The sequence below is a fragment of the Psychrobacter sp. T6-4 genome (assembly GCF_052258425.1).
Taxonomy (GTDB): domain Bacteria; phylum Pseudomonadota; class Gammaproteobacteria; order Pseudomonadales; family Moraxellaceae; genus Psychrobacter.
Map to the genome: position 1 here is coordinate 28,140 of NZ_JBQQEZ010000016.1, position 20,833 is coordinate 48,972.

Here is a 20,833-nt window from a genome sequence, read left to right on the forward strand (position 1 = left end):
AGATTTTAGGCGATGCTTTGTACGATTAGTCTCGCTTTATCATCAACATAGATAAGCTTTGTGATCACCAATAGTCAACTATTTTGTTTGATACAAAGCCACGTCTATTCTTTTTGTTTTTGTACTATTTGCCACAAAGGTCACCATATGAGTCAACTCAATCCTAGACAAAAAGAAGCTATGCTCTATGTATCAGGGCCGCTTTTGGTATTGGCAGGCGCAGGCTCAGGTAAGACTTCGGTGATTACGCGCAAGATTGCTTATCTTATCGAAGAATGCAATATGCCAGCTGAGCGTATCACCGCAGTGACCTTTACTAATAAAGCCGCGCGCGAGATGAAAGCGCGGGTCAGTAAATTGCTACCGAGTGAAAAGACGCGCGGATTGACGGTCTCGACGTTCCACCAATTTGGCTTACAGTTTTTGCGTTATGAGCTGATTCATACCCCGCTCAAAGGCAACTTCTCTATCATGGACAGTGATGATAGCAAGCGGCTATTGATGGAGCTGATGATGCGCGATAACTTATCAGGCGCTGAGAGTCGTGAGCTGGTTGGCAAAGCGATAAAAATGATATCGGATTGGAAGAATGATCTGGTTGAGCCTGATAAAGCGATGGAAACTTTAGATGATCCAGAGGACATGATTTTTGCAACTCTCTATGCCTTATATGAGCGTAATTTGCGCGCTTATAATGCCGTCGATTTTGATGACTTGATTGTCTTGCCAACCAAGATACTACGCGAAAATCGTGAGCTGCGTGATAAATGGCAAAATCGTATTCGCTACTTACTCGTCGATGAGTATCAAGATACCAATACCGCCCAGTATGAAATGATTAAATACTTAGTTGGGCCGCAAGGGCGCTTTACTGTGGTCGGTGATGATGACCAATCTATCTATGCGTGGCGCGGCGCCAAACCTGAAAATATGGCGCTGCTCAAAGAGGACTTTCCTAAACTCAAGATCGTTATGCTTGAGCAAAATTATCGCTCGACCAGTCGTATTTTGACCTCAGCTAATGCCGTTATTCTTAATAATGAGCATCTGTTCGAAAAAAAACTGTGGTCAGATAAAGGTCAAGGCGAAAAAATTCGTATCATTAATTGCCGTAACGATGATGATGAATCTGAGCGCGTGGCAAAAGAGATCATCACCCATAAACTGCGTTTTGGTAATGAGTGGGAACAGTACGCGGTGCTCTATCGCAGTAACTTTCAGGCGCGTATGCTTGAGGCACAATTGCGCCAATTACAGATACCTTATAAGCTATCGGGTGGTCAGTCGTTCTTTGCGCGCAGTGAGATCAAAGACATCATGGGCTATTTGCGCCTGATTCTAAATCCTGAGGATGATAGTGCATTTTTGCGTATTATCAATACGCCCAAACGCGGTATGGGGCCTGCGACTTTAGAGAAGCTTGGTCTATTCTCACAAGAGCATAGCATCTCACTACTCGCCTCCTGTACCCATGGCGGGCTGTCTCATGTGTTACCAAGCAAAGCTTATGGCACGCTCAAAGAGTTTGGCGACTTTATCGAGCACTATACCCGCGAGCTCGATCAGCACCCTGATCCAGTCCCTATCGTGCGTCAAATGATTGATGAGACGGGCTATATTGATTTTGTGCGTAGCGATGCTAAGACCCCGCAGCAAGAAAAAAACCGTATCGATAATATCGATATGCTCTATACCAGTATTCAATCGCTGATTAATCGCGCTGAAGAAGACGAAGACCGTACTATTGATACTATCATTCGTAAGCTCGTCTTGCTTGATATGCTCGAGCAGCAGCAAGAAGAAGAAAATACTAACAAGGTCAATCTGATGACCTTGCACGCAGCAAAAGGTCTGGAGTTTGATTTTGTCTACATTATGGGCTTAGAAGAAGAGATGCTACCGCATCGCAACTCTATCTTGAGCGAGACAGTCGAAGAAGAACGGCGCTTGATGTATGTCGGTATTACCCGCGCGCGCCGTGAGCTGACGTTAACTTTAGCGACTCAGCGCCGTGCAGGCGGACAGATGCGCGTGACCTCAGAATCACGGTTTTTGGATGAGCTGCCCGAGGATCATATTGACTGGCCTGCCAAAGCAAAAAAGAAAAAAGCCACCAAAGACCCAGAGGCTGTCGCTGATGAGTATCTGGCCAATATTCGAGCGCTGCTAGGCAATCGCTAAACGTAAATACTAACCCCTTATTTTTCCCCTTTAACCTATTGGATTGATTATGTCTGCTACTACGCCAAATCCTGATCGTCAGACCACGCTACCAGTAGACTATAATCCGTTAGAGTATAGCGCTGAATACAAGCTGTTATACTTGCAAGAATTAGTCGCTGATAAGTCCTATAACGCGATTACTGAGTTTTTAGCTAAGCAGTCTGAGTACGAAATCGCCAACCTGCTCGAGTCATTCCCGAGTCAAACCCGATTGCTAATTTGGGAGCAAATACCAGAGGAGCTAAAGGGCGAAGTGCTCGCGGAGCTAGAGGTCGAGACGCGCCAGCCCTTGATGGAGAATATCTCCTCAAAAGAGATTTCTTTATTCACCCAAGACCTTGACGCGCAAGACATCTCTGAGATCTTAGAGACCGTCACCGACACAGTGCGTACCTCAGTCATGGCGACCTTGGATGAAGACGTACGCGTTCAGGTCAATAAGCTCGACACCTATGAAGACTGGGAAGTAGGTAGCTACATGGATCCAGATATCATTCAGGTGCATGATGATATTAGTTTATCGCAAGTACAAGACTGGCTGCGCGCAGAAGAGGATTTGCTCGATGATCAAAGCCAAGAGCTACTCGTTGTGGATCAAAGCCAGCAGCTCCTTGGACTACTCAGCCTAGTGGATTTGATTAAACACGATCAAAACTTATTGGTCGCAGACTTCATCGATCCTGCGGTTACCATCAACGATCGCTTAGATATTCAGGACGCCGCTGCGATTTTTCGCTCAGAGGATATCCGTTATGCGCCTGTGATCAATGATTTTGGCGAGCTGGTCGGACAATTAAATGGCGAGGACATCATGGAGATTATCCAAGATGATGTCGATAGCACTATGAAGAATCTGGCAGGTGTCAGCCAAGACGAAGAGCTGTTCGCACCTATCTTGACCAGTGCCAAGAGTCGTAGCGTATGGTTAGGTATTAACTTGGGTACTGCGCTTTTAGCCGCAGCGGTCATCGGTCAGTTTGAAGAGGTGCTCGCGCAAGTAGTCGCCCTTGCTATTCTTATGCCCGTTGTAGCGAGTATGGGCGGCATCGCAGGCTCTCAAACGCTTACTGTGGTCATTCGCGGTATGGCGATGGGTCAAATTGGCGGGTCTAACCGTGTTTGGCTACTCAACAAAGAGCTATGGGTAGGCGCGATAAACGGTATTATCTGGGCGATAATTATGGCGTTTATTGCCCAATTGTGGTTTCATGATATCAAGATCAGTAGCGTCATCGGCTGCGCTATTGCCATTAATATGACCGCTGCCAACGTCTCTGGCATTAGCATTCCTTTGATGCTCAAACGCATGAATATCGACCCAGCTTTATCTGCTTCAGTTATCTTAACGACAGTGACTGATATCGTCGGCTTTATGTCGTTTTTGGGCTTGGCCAGCGTGCTAATTCTATAAACGAGTTAATTCTATAAACAAAATAAACAGCGAGTACGTTATGCAAGCGGTACAAGTCAAAGTTCTAAATCCTAGACTTATCAATGATGAGTCATTTGCGCTACCGACGCGCGCCACCGACGGCTCAGCAGGTATTGATCTGCGTGCTTGTATAGACGCGCCTTTGACGATTAAAGCAGGCACGACGCATCTAATTGGTACAGGGCTGGCGGTATATATCGCCGATCCCAATTATGCAGGCATGATATTGCCGCGCTCAGGTCTGGGTCACAAACATGGTATTGTACTTGGTAACTTAGTCGGATTAATCGATGCCGACTATCAAGGTGAGTTGATGGTTAGTGTCTGGAATCGTAGCGATGAGGATTTCGTTCTGAATCCTGCTGATCGTATGGCGCAGTATATCGTCGTACCGATTGCGCGTCCTGAGTTTGAGGTTGTAACAGATTTTACTGATATCAGCGCGCGCGGCGCAGGCGGTTTTGGTCATTCAGGTCGTCAATAACTTTCGATTTTTTATACCTATTATGTTGTTAGTTAAAATAAGGAGACGTAGTAATGACACCCCCCTTTGCTACGCAGCGCTCCTTGTTTCGTGCCTATGATATTCGCGGGGATAAGCAATACTTTACCAGCGTTTTTATACAAGCATTAGGCGACGCTTTTTTTCGGCTTTATAGCCGTGATTCTGATAGCAAATCTCGTAAGTATCTCACTGACGAACCGCACACGACTACTCCATCATCCTCTCAGTCTCGAGTCAAAGAGACCACCGTCATCATAGGTTTTGATGTACGCTGCGGTAGCGAGTGTATTGCTGAGGCTCTGACCAAGCGTATACAGCAGCGAGGGCTTCAGGTTATCTATTTAGGGCTTGTTACCACACCTATGATGGCCTTTTGGACAGAGCAGTATGACGGTCATGGCATCATGGTCACCGCCAGCCATTCTCCCAAAGACACTTTAGGCGTCAAATGGTTATGCGGTAACGCCTCTCCTAGCGAAGCAGATATCCAGGCACTTTTTGAAGATCTGTCACACTCTGCTGCTATCCATGACGATACTCGTCTAAATACAACGCCTGCTGTTATTAGCCTTCCTACTGATGCAGTAGCGACGCCTTATATTGAAGCCATTCAAGGTGTTTTTTCTGACATTTACAATCACAAACACCCATCAAAAGCAGTTAAAAAATCTGCTAAGCCAAAGCTTGATATGACTATTGTCATCGACTGTATGCACGGCGCAACCAGTCGCATCGCCGCACCACTTTTTACTACGTTTTGTGCGCGCGTCATTATTATCAATGATACCCCTGATGGTACGTTTCCGATGGGTAATCCTGACCCTACCGAGCCCAATCGCTTAGCACAGCTGCAACAGATGGTCATCGTCAATCAAGCTGATATCGGCCTTGCTTTTGATGGCGATGGTGATCGGCTAATGATTGTCGATGATCGCGGTAAGGTGGTGCTCTCAGATCACCTGCTTTACCTGTTGGCAAGGGTGGCCATTACTGAGCGCTCAAAGGCGAATATCAACCCTGACTTAACTGAGCACCATTTAACTCATAAAAGCTATGCACCAACACCGCAAGTATTATTCGATGTCAAATGCTCACATCACCTGCCTACTTTATTAGAGGATTTGGGCGCTGCGCCCGTTATCAGTAGAACCGGTAGCGGCTTTATGCGTGAACGGCTACGTTCTGATAATAGTCCTATTATATTTGCAGGGGAGTTATCAGGACATTTTATCTTTAATGATGGCTATTTTACCGCTTATGATGATGCGATGTACGCAGGCCTGCGCTTACTGCATTGGCTTGCATATACCTCAGAGCACAATCATACTTTATCGCCTGCATTTGACGCTTGGGGCGCGCCTGTAAACCGCACTACTCTTTATCGCTTAACAGATATTACCAACCAGCTTCCAAGTATCGTCATTACCTCGGATCATTATCTACCTATGATAGATAAGGTACCAGAGTGCTCTATCATAAAGCGCTTAGCGACGCACTGTCATTATTTGCAATGCTTAGTGAATACGGTTATTGACGACACTAGCCTTTTAGATAACAACAATAGCAATGATGATAAAGCTCATCAAAACCCTTTGTGCACAGCCGCTAGATGCAATAATACCTGCTGTCTGCCGCGCATAACGACTTATCAAGCGCAAGAGTTACTGCCCAAGGGTACTAAGATTACCTGTATCGATGGAGTGCGTTTAGATTTTGCACGCGGTTTTGGTGTACTGCGTCAATCCAATACCAGTCATAGTCTAACGGTGCGGTTTGCAGCAGATAGCAGCGCTGATCTAAAGACCATTCAAGCGCATTTTGTGACACTCTGCGAGTGGATTGATAAAGATTTAGCCAAGCAAATTGCTAGCATTTATCCTGAGTAACCCATTTTAATAAAAGCATCTGTATTTAAGATGCCGATTAGGAGTATATGATGTCTCTAAATTTGAACGATGCCAAAAACACCGCTGAGGTTTTGACTACCGCACTGCCCTACATTCAGCGCTTCGTCGGCAAGCTCATCGTAGTCAAATATGGCGGCAATGCGATGACCGACCCCAAGCTTGAAAGCTCATTTGCGCGCGATATTGTTTTACTCAAAACCGTCGGCATGCATCCTGTCGTCGTCCATGGCGGCGGCCCACAAGTCGATAATTTGTTAAAAGAGCTAGGTCGTCAATCTGATCGCATCGATGGTATGCGCGTTACGGACAAGAGCACCATGGATATCGTAGAGATGGTGTTGGGCGGTCATGTCAATAAATCTATTGTCAGTCTCATTAATAAGCATGGCGGCAGCGCTATTGGCTTGACGGGCAAGGATGCCAACCTCATCCAAGCCAAAAAGCTGGTCATGAGTAAAGTTGGCGCAGATGGCTCGCAAGTTCCTGTTGATTTGGGCTTTGTCGGTGATGTGGTCAGCGTCAATAAAGACGTCATCAATATGCTCATCTCCTCCAACTTTATCCCCGTTATTGCACCACTTGGGGTCGATTCTGAAGGCAACACTTATAATATTAACGCTGACCTAGTCGCCGGTAAAGTTGCTGAATTTTTGCAAGCGGAAAAGCTTATGTTACTTACCAATATCAAAGGCGTACTTGGCCGCGATGGCGAGGTGGTCACGGGGCTTACGCCCAAAAAGGTCGACGCCCTTATCGATGATGGCACCATCTCAGGCGGTATGATTCCCAAAATTCAGTGTGCGCTTGATGCGGTACGTAGCGGTGTCAAAAGTGCCGTTATCGTCGATGGTCGCGTGCCTCATGCCACCTTACTCGAAATCTTTACCAATGAAGGCGTCGGTACCTTAATCAGTCGTGAAATTGATGCAGCAATGAGCTAAACCCTTCTACTATAAAGATGATAGCCCAAGCTTATAACACTTGGGCTTTTTTGGAAGGTTAATTTTAAATCAATACGCACAAAACTCAACTGAGCTATGGCTGCTATTGCCATATACCTTCATGCGATGATTACCTTTGCGCTCAGTAAAATACGAATTTTCATTGTCATAACGATCGCCACTTAGTCGTCCATTAGGTCCTGTGACATAAGCCACGCTGATCTGATCGTCACCGACATTACGGATGACTAAATTTTGATTGGCCATCAGCCACAAACGAAATTCTTTACCGTCTTTGATATTACCAGTGAAGCTGCCGCAATAGCTGTTATCGGCAAAGGTAATCTTAGTCGAGGAATCTGCCGCTTGTGCGTTCATGGTCATCAAAGGGAGCACTGCCAGCATAGGGAGTAAAAGTAGATTTTTCATTATGTCATCCTTGTCAGTTATGATTCTAACTATGGTTTCAGCTATGATATGCAAACAGCCAACTTATATCTGCAAATCTATCATAAAACAGCCTATATGAGTGCTATATTTTATAATCTAAAACTAGGGTTTACTAAACTGCCTATCAAACACCTCTTCATCAAAGCCGCAAAGCAGTACTGATCGACCCTCAAACTGACCCTCTACTATTGGTCTTTTAATCATACTAGTATTTGCCACTAGCAAATCAATCGCGTCATCGATGCTGGCATCTGCAGCCTCTTTTTGCTCATCGGTCAATTTGCGCCATGTCGTGCCGCGTTTATTGAGTACTTTGTCTATCCTTAAAGCATCGACCCAGCGTTGTACGTCTATTTTGTTCACACCTTGCTTTTTATAGTCATGAAAACTGTAATCAACGCTAAGCTCATCGAGTTTAGCAAACGCCTTTTTCATAGTGCTACAGGATTTGATACCGTAAATGGTGAGGGTCATAGTTATTCCTAAGGTTTTTATGATCAGTAATTTTATTATCGATTTTTATAAGGGTAAGCACTTATTTATGATAAGTCTATTATTACGCTGCCCCATCGCATTTTTAGCCGATTTGCGCTATTCTAGCGTATCTAAATTTTTATTAAAATATTCAACTTTGAGCCAATTATGAACAACGCCGTAACCACAGACCAAACCATTTCTACTGACAACCAAAACGATAACAATCACTATCAGCCGCAGCTTATAGAAGCGGCGCAGCAAGCTAAGTGGGCCACGGACAAGCGTTATGAAGTGAGCAATGAGCCAAGCGATAAGCCCAGCCGCTACATGCTCTCTATGTTCCCTTATCCTAGTGGCAAGCTACATATGGGACACGTGCGTAACTACACAATCTCTGACGTACTCAGCCGCTATTACCGTCTAAAGGGTTTTGAGGTTATGCAGCCTATGGGCTGGGATGGGTTTGGCTTACCTGCTGAAAACGCTGCAATTGCCAACAAGACCCCACCGGCCGAGTGGACGTTTGCCAATATCGAAAGCATGCGCGCGCAGCTCAAACTACTTGGTTTATCGGTTGATTGGTCACGTGAGTTTGCCACTTGTAGCCCAGAGTATTACCAGTGGGAGCAGTGGTTGTTTTTGCAACTGTACAAAAAGGGGCTTGTGTATAAAAAGCTTGCTACCGTCAACTGGGATCCCGTTGACAATACCGTGCTGGCCAACGAGCAAGTCATAGACGGCAAAGGTTGGCGAAGCGGCGCGCCCGTTGAAAAGCGCGACATTCCGATGTACTACTTCAACATTACCGATTATGCCGATGAGTTACTCGATGATTTGGATCAGCTAGAGGGTCATTGGCCAGCAGAAGTGCTGACTATGCAGCGCAACTGGATTGGTCGTAGTGCCGGTATGGAGGTGCACTTTCCTTATCAGATCGAGGGTCAAGACAACACCTTAGACGTCTTTACCACTCGTCCCGATACCCTCATGGGCGTCACTTATGTTGCGGTTGCTGCCGAGCATCCCTTAGCACAGTACGCTGCTGAAAATGATGAAGTCATTGCCCAGTTTAATGCGCTATGCAAAAAAGGCTCTGTCGCCGAAGCTGATCTAGCCAAAGCCGAAAAAATCGGTATGGATACAGGACTTACGGTAACCCATCCGTTAACGGGCGAGGAAGTGCCTGTTTGGGTCGCCAATTACGTGCTCATGAGTTACGGCTCAGGCGCGGTCATGGCGGTGCCAGCTCACGACGAGCGTGATTATGAATTTGCAGTCAAATACGATTTGCCGATCAAACAAGTTATCAATACCCCCGAGGGCTATTTTGATGCTTTAAAGGCTGCGGCAAAAGCTGATGGCATCGATGTCAATCTGTCTTATACCGAGCGCAATACTTTAGTCAATTCAGGCGAGTTCGATGGTATGGATTTTGAGCAAGCCTTTGATGCTATGCTCGCCAAACTTGAACCACAAGAGCTTGCTAATAAAAAAATACAGTATCGTTTGCGTGATTGGGGCGTCTCGCGTCAGCGCTATTGGGGATGCCCTATTCCGATGGTCAATTGTGAGCATTGTGGTACGGTGCCTGTTGAAGAACAAGATTTGCCAGTAGTACTACCGACCAATGTCGTCCCTGATGGTCGCGGCAACCCACTCAAAAATATTCCTGAGTTTGTCAATACTACTTGCCCTAAATGCGGCAATGCTGCTGAGCGCGAGACCGATACCTTTGATACCTTTGTCGAATCGAGCTGGTACTATGCGCGCTTTGCTAGCCCGAATGATAATCAAAACATGGTCAACAAGTCGGCGGCGAATAAATGGCTGCCTGTCGATCAGTATGTCGGCGGCGTCGAACATGCGGTCATGCATCTGCTCTACGCGCGTTTTTTTCATAAGTTGATGCGCGATGAAAACTTGGTATCAGGCGACGAGCCCTTTGCCAATCTGATGACTCAAGGCATGGTGCTCGCAGGTACCTTTAACCGTGTCAATAGCGACGGCAGTACCACTTATTACTTTGCAGACGATGTCAATATCGACTACAACGAGCGCGGTCAACCGATCAAAGCCACGTTAAAGGCGGACGGCAAGCCTGTGACTATCGGCAAAATAGAAAAAATGTCCAAGTCCAAAAACAACGGCGTCGATCCGCAAACTACTATCGATCAATACGGCGCGGATACGGTACGCTTGTACACACTATTTACCGCGCCTGCCGATCAAACGCTTGAATGGTCAGATGATGCGCTCAAAGGCCCTTATAACTTCGTCAAAAAAGTCTGGCGTATTGCCAGCGACCATATGCAGGCGCTAACACAAGCAGGCTTAGAGCTAAACACGCTTAATACTACGGCATTAAACGTAGAGGGTTTGAGTAAAGAGGCCAAAAGTCTACGCCGTAAGACGCACGAGACCATTGGCAAAATTGATAATGATTTAGGCGAGCGCTTAGCACTAAATACGCCCGTATCTAGCCTTATGGAGCTCTCCAACGAGCTTGCCAGTTTTAAAGCCAGCAGTGAGCAGGACTTACAAGTACAGCATGAAGCGCTTGTTGATTTGCTGATTATGCTATCGGTCTACGCGCCGCACGTTGGCGAGCACTTGCTTGAGCAACTAGGTCTTGATACTCAGACCCTGAACTATCCTGCTGTCGATGCTAGCGCTCTGGTGCAAGATACGGTCACTATGGTCGTGCAAGTCAATGGTAAAGTACGCGGTAGAATGGACGTGCCACCCAACAGTGATCCTGAGACTCTAAAAGCACAAGCCCGCGAGCTTGAAAGCGTCGCTAAATTCATCACTGGTGATATCAAAAAAGAGATCGTCGTACCCAATAAGCTGGTTAACATTGTAGTAGTCGGCTAACTACTGACTGGCTTAGCAACTTGGTTGGTTAAATAGTAAAGGCTTATAACAGCACACAAGGATATATGTCCATGCGAAAACAAGGCAAAAACAAGCTTGCGTCTGCCCTTCTTGCCAGCTTACCGATGTTTGCTATGCTCGGAGCAGCAGGGGTCTTAACCGGCTGCGGTTTTCAGCTACGCGGTCTTGAGGCGCCGCTGCGTTTTGAGGCGCCCAAAACGGCTATTATTGTTGAAGACAACCGCATCTCATTTCCTCTAAAATTGCCACTTACGCGGCGTTTAGAAGCCTTGGGCGTTAATGTTGTCGATGGGATGACGATCATAGAAAACACCGGCGATATCAATAATGCCTCTGGTGAAATCGCCACCATTGCTGTTAACAATGTGCGTTTTCGCCGTTATGAGTTGGTTGGCGTGTTGACTGAAATTCGTTTAGTGCTATCTGCGGATGTCACTTATCAGACAACGCAAAATGGACAGCCAATAACCTTGTCTAACCCAATTCAAGTAGAGCGCAGCTACCAATATAATGAGGCTTCGGTCAGCACCGATGATCAGCAAGGCAGCCAAATTCGTGACTGGTTATACGACAGCCTAGCGCAGCGTATCACTGATCAGTACGTCGCCATCGGTCTACCTAAAGTCGCACCTACTGCCAATCAAACGGCCTCGCAGGTGATAGAAAACTCTAGAGTCCCTATCGTTGTTACGCCAGAGATAACAACGCCAAACCCTTAAGATTGATAATCTGATCCCCTTATGCAAGAGTCCTTTATACAAGCCTATCCTAAATTATTGCAGCCTGATATTCAGGTTGCAGGGCTATGGCTTGCGCATGGAGATGAGCCGCTGCTTCACCAATGGCTTATTGATGCGCTACGGGTGCAGTGGCGCGCACAGAATTATGCTATCAAACGTATCGAGCTGATATCTGTTAAAACTTGGCAAGAAGTGCTCTCAGAATTAGGTAGCCAGTCGTTGTTTGATGATGCCAGCGCGATTATCGTGACTGGCAATCACAAGCCTGATAAAGCCATCATTAGCGAGCTTGAGCGTTTTGCGACAGACGCACAAACAGGCGTGCATAGTAACAGCCTGCTCTGGCTGACGCCAAAACAAGACAAGCGCGCGCAAAGTAGCAAATGGTTCGCCCCTTTTGCTAAGTATGGTCATATCATCGATTGCAACTTTTATGACGAGCGTGCCCGCCAGCAGTTATTACAAATCCAAGCAAAACAGTTTGGTCTAAAACTATCAAAAGACGCCTGGCAGCTTCTTATGTCACATACCGAACATCACCTGCTAAGCGCCTACCAGACCTTATGGCGACTGTCTTACCTGTTTGCGCCGCAGCTAGCAGAACAAGGTGACGGTATTGCGCTAGATATCGGTGATTTGCAGGCGGCGCTGGTGAGCGACGCGCAGTTTAGTGTGTTTGATTTGTCAGATGCGATGCTGGCAGGTCACACCTCTCAAGTGGTCAAAATTATAGCTCAGCTTAGAGCGACTGATGAGCCGACGACCTTGGTACTTTGGGCAATCAGTAAAGATATGCGACATATAATGCAATTGATGGACGGTCAAGACCCTCAGAGCTTAGGTATCTGGCGCAGCAAACAAAGCCTCTACCAGCAAGCTTGCCGCCGTCACTCAAGAGAGACGACCGCAGCTTGGCCTGCGCTCCTTTATCGCTCAGATCAGGCAATCAAAGGTCTGGTTCGTCAGCCTGCTTGGGAGCTCTTATTACAAGCAGCGCTTGCGCTGTCAGGGCAAAGGTTGTTTTCATAGGTTAAATACAAATACCCTTCAACAAACAGATTGCCTTTAATCAGTAAGTAATCTCTTATCCGTAATACCTCCTCTGTTTTTACTTATATGTAGCTCAGTCATTACCTCAATTTAGTCTCTAAACGACTCCTCTCACCTTCTAGGTTTATACCCCCTTAACCTTTCGCAAACTAATTACCGTTTCATTTTGCCAATAGAGCCTTTACTATAGCTATACTCACAAGCTACACCTGATATCACTGCAATCGGATTAAATCATGGCCAAACTGAACCAGAAAACCGCTATCAAATGGGGCGTTATTGCTCTAGTTGTCGTCGCTCTAGCGGCTATAGCTTATAATTTTTTGAAGCCCACTGAGGAGGCGCCTAATTATTTGACTGCAAGTGCTTATGTTGGCGATATTGAAAACAACGTCATGGCGTCAGGTAAGGTCAAAGCTCTAAATACCGTTGATGTCGGAGCACAGGTTTCAGGTGAAGTCACCCGGCTTTATGTTGAGGTGGGTGATGAAGTACAACAAGGCGATCTCATCGCTCAAATCGACCAAGTGACACAAAATAATAATCTGAGCAATGAGCAGGCAAGCCTTGAGCAGAGTGAAGCGGCATTGCAAAGTGCGCAAGCGGAGGCCTTAAGCCGTGAAGCAGGCCTAAAAAGCGCCTACGCTGATCTTGCCAGCCGTCAGTCTGAGCTTAAACAGGCCCAGTCTGACTTTGCTCGCTTGCAAGATTTAGTCGCAATCGATGCAATATCCCAGCAAGAGTATGATACCCAAGCCACTCGTGTTGAGACCGCACAAGCTGCCGTCGCCAATGCACGCGCCGCTATCGACACGGCCAATGCCGCTATTGCAACCACCCAAGCTAACATAAACAGTCAGCGCGCCGCGCTACGCAAATCGCAAACTAACGTCAGTACAGCTGAGGAGGATCTGAGCTACACAACGATTCGCGCGCCTATATCAGGTACAGTGGTCTCGGTCACCACTGAGCAAGGTACTACGGTTAATGCCAATCAAACCGCGCCGACTATCGTCACCCTAGCTGACCTATCAACCGTGCGTATCAACGCGCAAATCTCTGAGGCTGATGTCATCAACGTCCAAGCGGGTATGCCAGTTTATTTTAATATTATTGGTAATCCTGACCAAAAGTACGACGCTACTCTAAAGGCTATTGAACCTGCGCCAGAGAATATCAGTGACACCAGCTCCACTGATGCTGCTATTTATTATGTCGGCTACATAGAGGTACCAAACACCCAGCGCCGCTTTCGCATTGATATGACCGCACAGGTCTATATCATTGTCAACGAAGCCAAGAATGCATTGCTTATTCCTTCGGCGGCTCTACAACCTGCCAGCGCCAGCAAAAGACCTGCTGATTCCTCTGACAACACTGATATGCGTAGCGATGATGACAAAAATAGAGCGCGTGCGGATGCTAATACTACTGATAACGCCTCAACCAGCGCTGGCATGGTTCGCGTACTCAAGGACAATGGCGAAGTCGTTGAACAACGCGTTACCGTTGGCATTAACAATCGCGTTAATGCGCAGATTTTGAGTGGACTCAGCGCAGGCGACGAAGTTGTTTTGGGTGAAGAAAAAGCAGAGGGTAGCCAAGGCGGTAGAGGCGGACGTCCCTTTTAGGGCTTGATGCTATCTACTCCTACATCGCATTTTTATATCTGATAAATATAGGTCGTCGTACCCATGGATCCCATCACACCCAGCGCTAATAACACAGCAGATGTGCCCTTGATGCAAGTTAAGGGTCTGATCAAAGAGTTTCGTGCCGGTGAGCAGACAATACGCGTGCTCCATGATATAAACCTGACTATCAATCAAGGCGAGATGGTCGCTATCATCGGGCAATCAGGCTCTGGTAAGTCCACTTTGATGAATATCTTAGGCTGCCTAGATCAAGCAACCGCTGGTGAATACCTGATATATGGTCAGCCCGTTAGTCGCTTGGACGCCGATGAGCTTGCCAAGCTGCGCCGTGAGCATTTTGGTTTTATTTTTCAACGTTATCATCTGTTAGGTGATATTAGTGCACAAGATAACGTCGCTGTGCCCGCTGTTTATGCGGGTATGGATGGGCAAGCTCGTAGCAATCGCGCTGAAAAGCTACTCTCAGATTTGGGATTAGCGGACAAGGTAGGTAATCGTCCCAATCAGCTCTCAGGTGGTCAACAGCAGCGGGTCTCTATTGCACGCGCTCTGATGAACGGTGGTGATATTATCTTGGCTGATGAGCCAACCGGAGCGCTCGATAGTAAGTCAGGCGAGGACGTTATGGCTATCTTGCATGAGCTAAAATCGCAAGGTCATACTATCATCATGGTCACTCATGATCCAGGTCTTGCGCAGCAGGCTGAGCGTGTCATTGAGCTCAAAGACGGCTACGTCATCGAGGACTACCGTACCGAGCACTATCAACAATCAGCCGTCGACAACAGAGTACAGCCAGAATCTATACTCGATACGCATCGTAAAGGTAAACTTGCCAGCTTTATAGATCGCTTGTTAGAGGCATTTAAAATGTCGCTACTTGCCATGCGCGCCCATAAGATGCGTACGCTTTTAACGATGCTTGGTATTATCATAGGTATCGCCTCAGTAGTCTCTGTCGTCGGCCTAGGCAAAGGCTCACAAGAACAGATACTAGCTAATATTAGCTCCTTAGGCACCAATACTATTACCGTAATAGACGGCTATCCTTGGGGAGATCCCAGACGCCAATATAACGATGATAATCTCACGCCTGAGGATGCGCAGGCAGTCGCTAATCAACCTTATGTCGTCAGCGTCAGCCCGCAGCTCGATAGCAATATGAGTGTACGCTATCGGAACGTACAAGAAGCGGCGAGCATAAGCGGCGTAGGTCAAGACTATCTCAACGTCAGCGGAGAGACTTTAGCGCAAGGTCAAGGTTTTGATGAGCAGAGCATTTTAAAACGCACGCAAGATATCATCATCGATGACAATGCTAAGCAGACCTTTTTTGCTGATGTTGACAATCCTATCGGTGAAGTTGTGCTCATCGGTAGCGTGCCTGGGCGAGTTATTGGCGTTCTTGAGCCTAACAACAGCGGCTTTGGTGGACAAGTTGAATCGCCTACGCTTTATATGCCTTACACGACAATGATGTCACGCATAGTAGGTAGTCCTAATATCGAGCGTTTTGTTGCTCTGATTGATAATAGCATCTCCTCTTCTGCAGCAGAATCCGCCATTTCTACACTTATGGAAGGTCGTCACGGTACCGATGACTTTCGTATTCGTAACTCAGACTCTATCCGCGAAACCATTGAATCTACGACAACGGCGCTGACTTTACTCATATCATCCATCGCTATTATCTCTTTGGTCGTAGGCGGCATTGGGGTGATGAATATTATGCTAGTCTCTGTCACCGAACGCACCAATGAGATTGGCGTACGTATGGCGGTTGGCGCTCGTCAAAACGATATCATGCAGCAGTTTTTAATCGAAGCCATACTGGTCTGCATCTTAGGCGGTCTACTAGGCATTGGCCTTGCTTTTGCAATTGGCGAGTTGATCAACCGCGTTGGCGGTGATAGCTTTAAAGTTATTTACTCTCCAACCTCAATCATTGCCGCTTTTGTTTGTTCAACGCTAATAGGTATTATCTTTGGCTTCTTGCCTGCCCGTAACGCGGCCAAGCTTGATCCTGTTGAGGCCTTATCTAGAGACTAGCGCGTTAATCGCGATAACTCTGATTTAAGCAAAACTGTTTTAGAACATACAGTGTGCCAACTCAAAAAAGGCAAATACTTACCTAGGATTCACCTTTTTTTGTGGTCATGGGGTTGTATTTGTCCCAATAATATATATAATGTGCTCTCACGTTTAGGGATAGAATATCTCTTAGAGTGAAGCAAGAGATTCGTTTTACAAATAGAGTTTTTAATCAGACATCATAAAGATGTCATTTAGACTTGATTTGTAAACATAGTTTTTAGGATTTTCCCTTTAAGGAAAATTTTCTTGCGAAGCTAAGAAAGCAGTGCTTTTTTCGTTAGACATCATAAAGATGTCATGTTTTAAGAAAATCCCCTTTAAGGTATTTTCTCTTGCGCGGCTAAAATTGTATACAATTTTTTTACGCCGCTCAGGGCCGATAGCTCAGTTGGTAGAGCAGTTGACTTTTAATCAATTGGTCCCGCGTTCGAGTCGCGGTCGGCCCACCATATTTAGTTTAATGTTTGTTGATCGCTCTACCCTATCCGGTAGTAGGTTAATAAGTTATAAACACTTTTAGAGTGTTATTTTTAAGAAAAATACCTAGTGTTGATATCGAGTTTCTTAGAATTTATAAAATTTAAATTTTCTTGCTAGACTAAGTATCAAAATTTAGGTTGTAAGCAGTACCTTTTAGAAATCCTATTTAAAGGATTTCCCTTGCGAAGCTAAAAAAGCAGTGCGATAGTTTTAAACCTAGTTTGGATATATAGCTCTTAGAATTTACGAAAATGTAAATTCTCTTGCGCTCGGACGAAGCAGTGCTTCGTTTTATCCTCGCTCAGGGCCGATAGCTCAGTTGGTAGAGCAGTTGACTTTTAATCAATTGGTCCCGCGTTCGAGTCGCGGTCGGCCCACCACATTTAGTTTGATATTTGTTTATCGTACTACGTAAAAGCCCAGACATTACTTATAATGTCTGGGCTTTTTTTTGGCTATTTTAACTAGCTAAGGGGTTTTAACTCTTTTACGGGCAAATCTAAACTTTACTATAGCACTACTCAAAACATTTTTTAACGAGGTCTTGCGGGGCTCTTTTGGCGCGCGAGCTATCAGACGATCAAAATCCTTATCGCATATCTTTGCTCTTTTATCATGCGCTAATAAGATAAGCGCTGGTTGCAACGATTTAACTTTATCTAGTGAGCTGCGGTAAGCATCAGGCAAAGTAATCAGATAAGGCGATACAAATTTGTCTCTAATAATCAGTATAAGATCAGCGGTATAAACTTGTTTCGTCTGCGCATGCCATAATGATAAGTCGCGATCCGTATGGCCTGGCGTCTCCAAGACCATCCAATCTGCAAAGTTCGGTATCGGGTCGCCATCTTGAACTTCAATATCAACGTTTAAGTTGGGATTGTACCAAATATTGGCAATTGACTTCCCTTGTCTGTGAGCTACGTAATAGGTCAATCCCAAATCATTTAAGTGCGAGATTCTACCCGATATACCTTGATACCAAGATTTTTCAGATTTTGCACTAACGATTTGACAGCCTGTTTTTTGTTTTAGTAACTCAGCGCCGCCCGCATGATCTGGGTGCATATGCGTGACCATGACTGTCTTAAGGTGCCCGGCGGGACGCTCTAATTTATCTGTAATGTATGTCAAAATATGCTCGACATCGCACAGACATCCTGAGTCAAGTAGTAATAACTTGTCAGGATACACCGCCATATAAGTGGTCTGAATATAGCCTTCAATAGCAACGATATCAATTAAACTCATAATAACTCTCAGCCTACTACTAAGCTTTATTTTATTTTTGGTAATTATTAAACAACCGTATAATTAACTTTATAAACCTCTATTTCAAGCTAATCTTATGATTAGCTTAGCGACTATATTTAGTGCTTTAGCATTTAGCATTATAACGTTTAGAGTTGTACAACTCGCGACATTCAGTGAACGCTTGTGACTATTATTTTACAGCGACTATTCAAAGTACTGCCTAGTTGCAAAAAATATAGCGCTAATAATGAACATTCGAACAAAAGCCTGAACTAGTATATAGTCTTGATAGGGTGTGCTAGAGAGTCATTGGATTTAGTTCTTAGAATAAAATCCTGTTATCCTTATAAGGTTTAATAAAGTAATCATCAGTGAGTGGTCTATGAATAGCGTTGCGGAGAATATAAAGTCGCCTACCCAACCTGTGTTAAATACCATTATTAAAGGGTTAGTATTAACACTCTTCACCACAGGACTGCTGGGGTTATCTATACCTGCAAGAGCCGGTGGCGGTGAATACTGCGGCTCTAATTTTTCATTGGACAATCGCACCTATAACGAATGCCAGATCAATTTTCCCACCCTCGATACTGGTAATGATACCCAAACCAATCTCTATTTATTGCTCGCTGATAAAGGCTTAATTGACTTTGACACCCTTGATGAGCTTGGCCCAAGATACTACCGTTATTATGATTTCCCATTACACTTAAGGACTCTAAGACATACAGCGGTCAATGAAGTCGAGAATCCCAAGCAAAGCTTTTTAGAGGACTCAGAAACCAGCAATTACGCTGAATATTGTAATAGCTTTTATACGGGCGAGGAAGCGCTAGAGCAAGCCCTAAAACTTGATCCTGAATTGACCTCTAAAGAGCGCGTGCAACTAATGCAGTTTCGCAGCGCTATTCGCAGTGAATGTACCGACTCGTTCAACCGTGCCACGCCATCATTAGCAGTAGAGAACGATGCCCCTGATGTCTCTAATGCACCTACCTTTCCCTTGCAATGGTCTACCAATGCTCAGCCATACGCCGACTATATCTTAGCCACTCAGCTGTTTTATTTGGGCGAAAAGTCAGACTTTGACAGTGCCGATAATCTCTATAGCGCTTTGACTAATATTAAAACCAATAATAATGCTGGGTTAGCTTGGCTGGTCGATACTGCCAACTATATGCTCATTCGTACGGGTATTAACCGCATTTATCAGCAGGGTATGGCAGACTACTACTATAAAAGCGAGAGCGTTGATCCAAAGCTATTTGCGGGCACGCAACAGGCCATCAACTCTTACCTGAGCCGCTTCAAAAACGGGCATCATACTGCTTCCGCTCGGGGCTTACAACGCAGGCTCTATTGGCTAGCCGATGAGCAACAAAAGCTAGTGGATGAGATCGAATGGCAAATGAATCATGCAAACTCGCTACAATTTAATCTCGATAGTCGCTCATTACCAGCAGAAATCGAACGACGAGTATTTTTCCCAAGTTATGATGAGTTAATCGATATCAACACTTTTAATAGCCCCATCCTACTGACCAGTTTTGCCTTGTACCGCTTAAGACCTGCCAGTTCTTCTAACTCCCCTACTCCTTTGACGTTAAGACAGCTTGAGCGTTTAAAACCTAAGTTTAAAGATCGCATGGATTTGTATCAGTATCTACTGGCGACTTATTATTTTGTACAGCAAAACAACCCAAAGCTTGCCTTACAGTACTTACCAAGCGATGCGCCTACTGTAGCAAAAAGCAAAATGTCGTATTCAAAATTTAGCCAATTCGTGCTAAAAGCAAAAGCATTGCAGCAAATGGGTAATGTTGATGAGGCAAATGCACTATGGGATCGTCTGCACAAGCTACCCAAACAGCCGTTTCAGAATATTGTAACCGAGCTGGCGTTAGCGCTTCGAGCGGATCAAACTAATGATTACAGCAAACTGTTTGGTAATAATGCCAACATGCAATCACAAGTTCTAAAAGTACGAATAATAAAGTATTCTGCTGATCCTGCGCTATTACAGCAAATTGCTAATAGTCATTCGCCAACCGATACTATTGGTGCAGAAGCCCGCTACGCGCTACTGAGCAAATCACTGATCCATGGGCGCTATAAAGACTACTTAACCTATAAGCCCTCCTATCTTCCGAAGAATGCTCAAGAATACTTGGGCTATGATAGTCAAGAGGAGACACTCAAATACTTGCCTGTTTTTAATGAATTTAATTGGCAAGGCAAAAAGATAAGTCCTAGTATCAACTGCCAAGACTTAACCAAAACCGTCACTCGCTTAAGCCAAAACCCAAAGGATAGACTACAAACTCTATGTCTGGCTGAGTTTATGTATGATACTAATGTCACAAGCTATCTCAACGATTATGACCAGTATTATCATACTGCTGATCAAAGCGATATGAGTTATCCTTACTTAGGAGACATACCCAGTCGTTTTAAGGGTAAAAATACAAGCCGATTAGATATGTATCAAGCTATATTTACCAATAATCCAGATGACGAATTATCTGCTTATGCCCTACACCGTGCCATTGGTTGCTTTGCAAGTGCTGGTAATAACCAATGTAGCGATGAGGACGTGGATATGTCAGTCCGTAAAGGGTGGTTTCAACGTTTAAAATCAGACTTTAGCAATACGACTTGGGCACAAAATCAAAAATACTACTGGTAATAACCCGTCTAAAATTAGAACGTGCTAAATATTGAGACGTGTTA

14 protein-coding genes and 2 tRNA genes are annotated in these 20,833 nt (G+C 45.3%); 13 read left to right on the forward strand and 3 right to left on the reverse strand.

From position 1 onward, the window contains the following. Window positions 1-147 precede the first annotated feature (147 nt). Genes ACTXGE_RS11205 through argB form a run of 5 tightly spaced genes read left to right on the forward strand, consistent with a single transcriptional unit; the run spans window position 148 to window position 7,008 of the window. Entirely contained in the window at window positions 148-2,181 is a 2,034-nt protein-coding gene (locus ACTXGE_RS11205) for a UvrD-helicase domain-containing protein (protein WP_443543468.1), read from the forward strand. 49 nt (window positions 2,182-2,230) lie between these two features. Next, on the forward strand, window positions 2,231-3,634 hold the full coding sequence (gene mgtE / locus ACTXGE_RS11210; RefSeq protein ID WP_317200295.1) for a magnesium transporter: 1,404 nt from the start codon (window positions 2,231-2,233) through the stop codon (window positions 3,632-3,634). A gap of 40 nt (window positions 3,635-3,674) precedes the next feature. Continuing rightward, window positions 3,675-4,139: a dUTP diphosphatase gene (dut, locus tag ACTXGE_RS11215; RefSeq protein WP_443543466.1), complete on the forward strand. Its 465-nt coding sequence runs from the start codon at window positions 3,675-3,677 to the stop codon at window positions 4,137-4,139. Window positions 4,140-4,192: 53 nt separating this feature from the next. After that, complete coding sequence (locus ACTXGE_RS11220; RefSeq protein WP_443543464.1) at window positions 4,193-6,046, forward strand: phosphohexomutase domain-containing protein; 1,854 nt, start codon at window positions 4,193-4,195, stop codon at window positions 6,044-6,046. Window positions 6,047-6,096: 50 nt separating this feature from the next. Then, window positions 6,097-7,008: an acetylglutamate kinase gene (argB, locus tag ACTXGE_RS11225; protein WP_317200298.1), complete on the forward strand. Its 912-nt coding sequence runs from the start codon at window positions 6,097-6,099 to the stop codon at window positions 7,006-7,008. Between the two features lie 69 nt (window positions 7,009-7,077). Here argB and ACTXGE_RS11230 read toward each other — a convergent pair whose 3' ends face one another. Further along, window positions 7,078-7,437 (reverse strand): hypothetical protein, encoded by a 360-nt coding sequence (locus ACTXGE_RS11230; protein ID WP_435950415.1) that lies wholly within the window; start codon window positions 7,435-7,437, stop codon window positions 7,078-7,080. A 123-nt stretch (window positions 7,438-7,560) separates the two neighbouring features. Continuing rightward, window positions 7,561-7,932, reverse strand: a complete 372-nt coding sequence (locus ACTXGE_RS11235; RefSeq protein ID WP_435950414.1) for a Spx/MgsR family RNA polymerase-binding regulatory protein — start codon at window positions 7,930-7,932, stop codon at window positions 7,561-7,563. 168 nt (window positions 7,933-8,100) lie between these two features. On the opposite strand from ACTXGE_RS11235, the gene leuS reads away from it, so the two are divergent. The 7 genes from leuS (at window position 8,101) to ACTXGE_RS11270 (ending at window position 17,229) form a co-directional block, all read left to right on the forward strand. Further along, complete coding sequence (gene leuS, locus ACTXGE_RS11240) at window positions 8,101-10,809, forward strand: leucine--tRNA ligase (RefSeq protein WP_443543461.1); 2,709 nt, start codon at window positions 8,101-8,103, stop codon at window positions 10,807-10,809. Between the two features lie 65 nt (window positions 10,810-10,874). Then, window positions 10,875-11,549, forward strand: a complete 675-nt coding sequence (locus tag ACTXGE_RS11245; protein ID WP_435950412.1) for an LPS-assembly lipoprotein LptE — start codon at window positions 10,875-10,877, stop codon at window positions 11,547-11,549. Between the two features lie 21 nt (window positions 11,550-11,570). Then, window positions 11,571-12,599: a DNA polymerase III subunit delta gene (gene holA, locus ACTXGE_RS11250; RefSeq protein ID WP_443543458.1), complete on the forward strand. Its 1,029-nt coding sequence runs from the start codon at window positions 11,571-11,573 to the stop codon at window positions 12,597-12,599. Between the two features lie 257 nt (window positions 12,600-12,856). Further along, window positions 12,857-14,251 (forward strand): efflux RND transporter periplasmic adaptor subunit, encoded by a 1,395-nt coding sequence (locus ACTXGE_RS11255; protein WP_443543456.1) that lies wholly within the window; start codon window positions 12,857-12,859, stop codon window positions 14,249-14,251. 63 nt (window positions 14,252-14,314) lie between these two features. Beyond that, window positions 14,315-16,324: a MacB family efflux pump subunit gene (locus ACTXGE_RS11260; RefSeq protein ID WP_443543454.1), complete on the forward strand. Its 2,010-nt coding sequence runs from the start codon at window positions 14,315-14,317 to the stop codon at window positions 16,322-16,324. A gap of 418 nt (window positions 16,325-16,742) precedes the next feature. Next, window positions 16,743-16,818, forward strand: a tRNA-Lys gene (locus ACTXGE_RS11265). 335 nt (window positions 16,819-17,153) lie between these two features. Beyond that, window positions 17,154-17,229 (forward strand) — tRNA-Lys (locus ACTXGE_RS11270). A gap of 88 nt (window positions 17,230-17,317) precedes the next feature. Here ACTXGE_RS11270 and ACTXGE_RS11275 read toward each other — a convergent pair. Then, window positions 17,318-18,100 carry an MBL fold metallo-hydrolase gene (locus ACTXGE_RS11275; RefSeq protein WP_317200306.1) on the reverse strand — a complete coding sequence of 261 codons (783 nt, stop codon included), beginning with the start codon at window positions 18,098-18,100 and terminating at the stop codon, window positions 17,318-17,320. A gap of 385 nt (window positions 18,101-18,485) precedes the next feature. Here ACTXGE_RS11275 and ACTXGE_RS11280 point away from each other — a divergent pair, with 385 nt between their 5' ends. Then, complete coding sequence (locus ACTXGE_RS11280; RefSeq protein ID WP_443543452.1) at window positions 18,486-20,789, forward strand: hypothetical protein; 2,304 nt, start codon at window positions 18,486-18,488, stop codon at window positions 20,787-20,789. The last annotated feature ends 44 nt before the right edge of the window (window positions 20,790-20,833 follow it).

Bases quoted from the DNA above. Each gene is read 5' to 3' on its own strand.
- ACTXGE_RS11205 (WP_443543468.1), top strand. From the start codon at position 148: ATGAGTCAACTCAATCCTAGACAAAAAGAAGCTATGCTCTATGTATCA.
- mgtE (WP_317200295.1), top strand. From the start codon at position 2,231: ATGTCTGCTACTACGCCAAATCCTGATCGTCAGACCACGCTACCAGTA.
- dut (WP_443543466.1), top strand. From the start codon at position 3,675: ATGCAAGCGGTACAAGTCAAAGTTCTAAATCCTAGACTTATCAATGAT.
- ACTXGE_RS11220 (WP_443543464.1), top strand. From the start codon at position 4,193: ATGACACCCCCCTTTGCTACGCAGCGCTCCTTGTTTCGTGCCTATGAT.
- argB (WP_317200298.1), top strand. From the start codon at position 6,097: ATGTCTCTAAATTTGAACGATGCCAAAAACACCGCTGAGGTTTTGACT.
- ACTXGE_RS11230 (WP_435950415.1), bottom strand. From the start codon at position 7,437: ATGAAAAATCTACTTTTACTCCCTATGCTGGCAGTGCTCCCTTTGATG.
- ACTXGE_RS11235 (WP_435950414.1), bottom strand. From the start codon at position 7,932: ATGACCCTCACCATTTACGGTATCAAATCCTGTAGCACTATGAAAAAG.
- leuS (WP_443543461.1), top strand. From the start codon at position 8,101: ATGAACAACGCCGTAACCACAGACCAAACCATTTCTACTGACAACCAA.
- ACTXGE_RS11245 (WP_435950412.1), top strand. From the start codon at position 10,875: ATGTCCATGCGAAAACAAGGCAAAAACAAGCTTGCGTCTGCCCTTCTT.
- holA (WP_443543458.1), top strand. From the start codon at position 11,571: ATGCAAGAGTCCTTTATACAAGCCTATCCTAAATTATTGCAGCCTGAT.
- ACTXGE_RS11255 (WP_443543456.1), top strand. From the start codon at position 12,857: ATGGCCAAACTGAACCAGAAAACCGCTATCAAATGGGGCGTTATTGCT.
- ACTXGE_RS11260 (WP_443543454.1), top strand. From the start codon at position 14,315: ATGGATCCCATCACACCCAGCGCTAATAACACAGCAGATGTGCCCTTG.
- ACTXGE_RS11275 (WP_317200306.1), bottom strand. From the start codon at position 18,100: ATGAGTTTAATTGATATCGTTGCTATTGAAGGCTATATTCAGACCACT.
- ACTXGE_RS11280 (WP_443543452.1), top strand. From the start codon at position 18,486: ATGAATAGCGTTGCGGAGAATATAAAGTCGCCTACCCAACCTGTGTTA.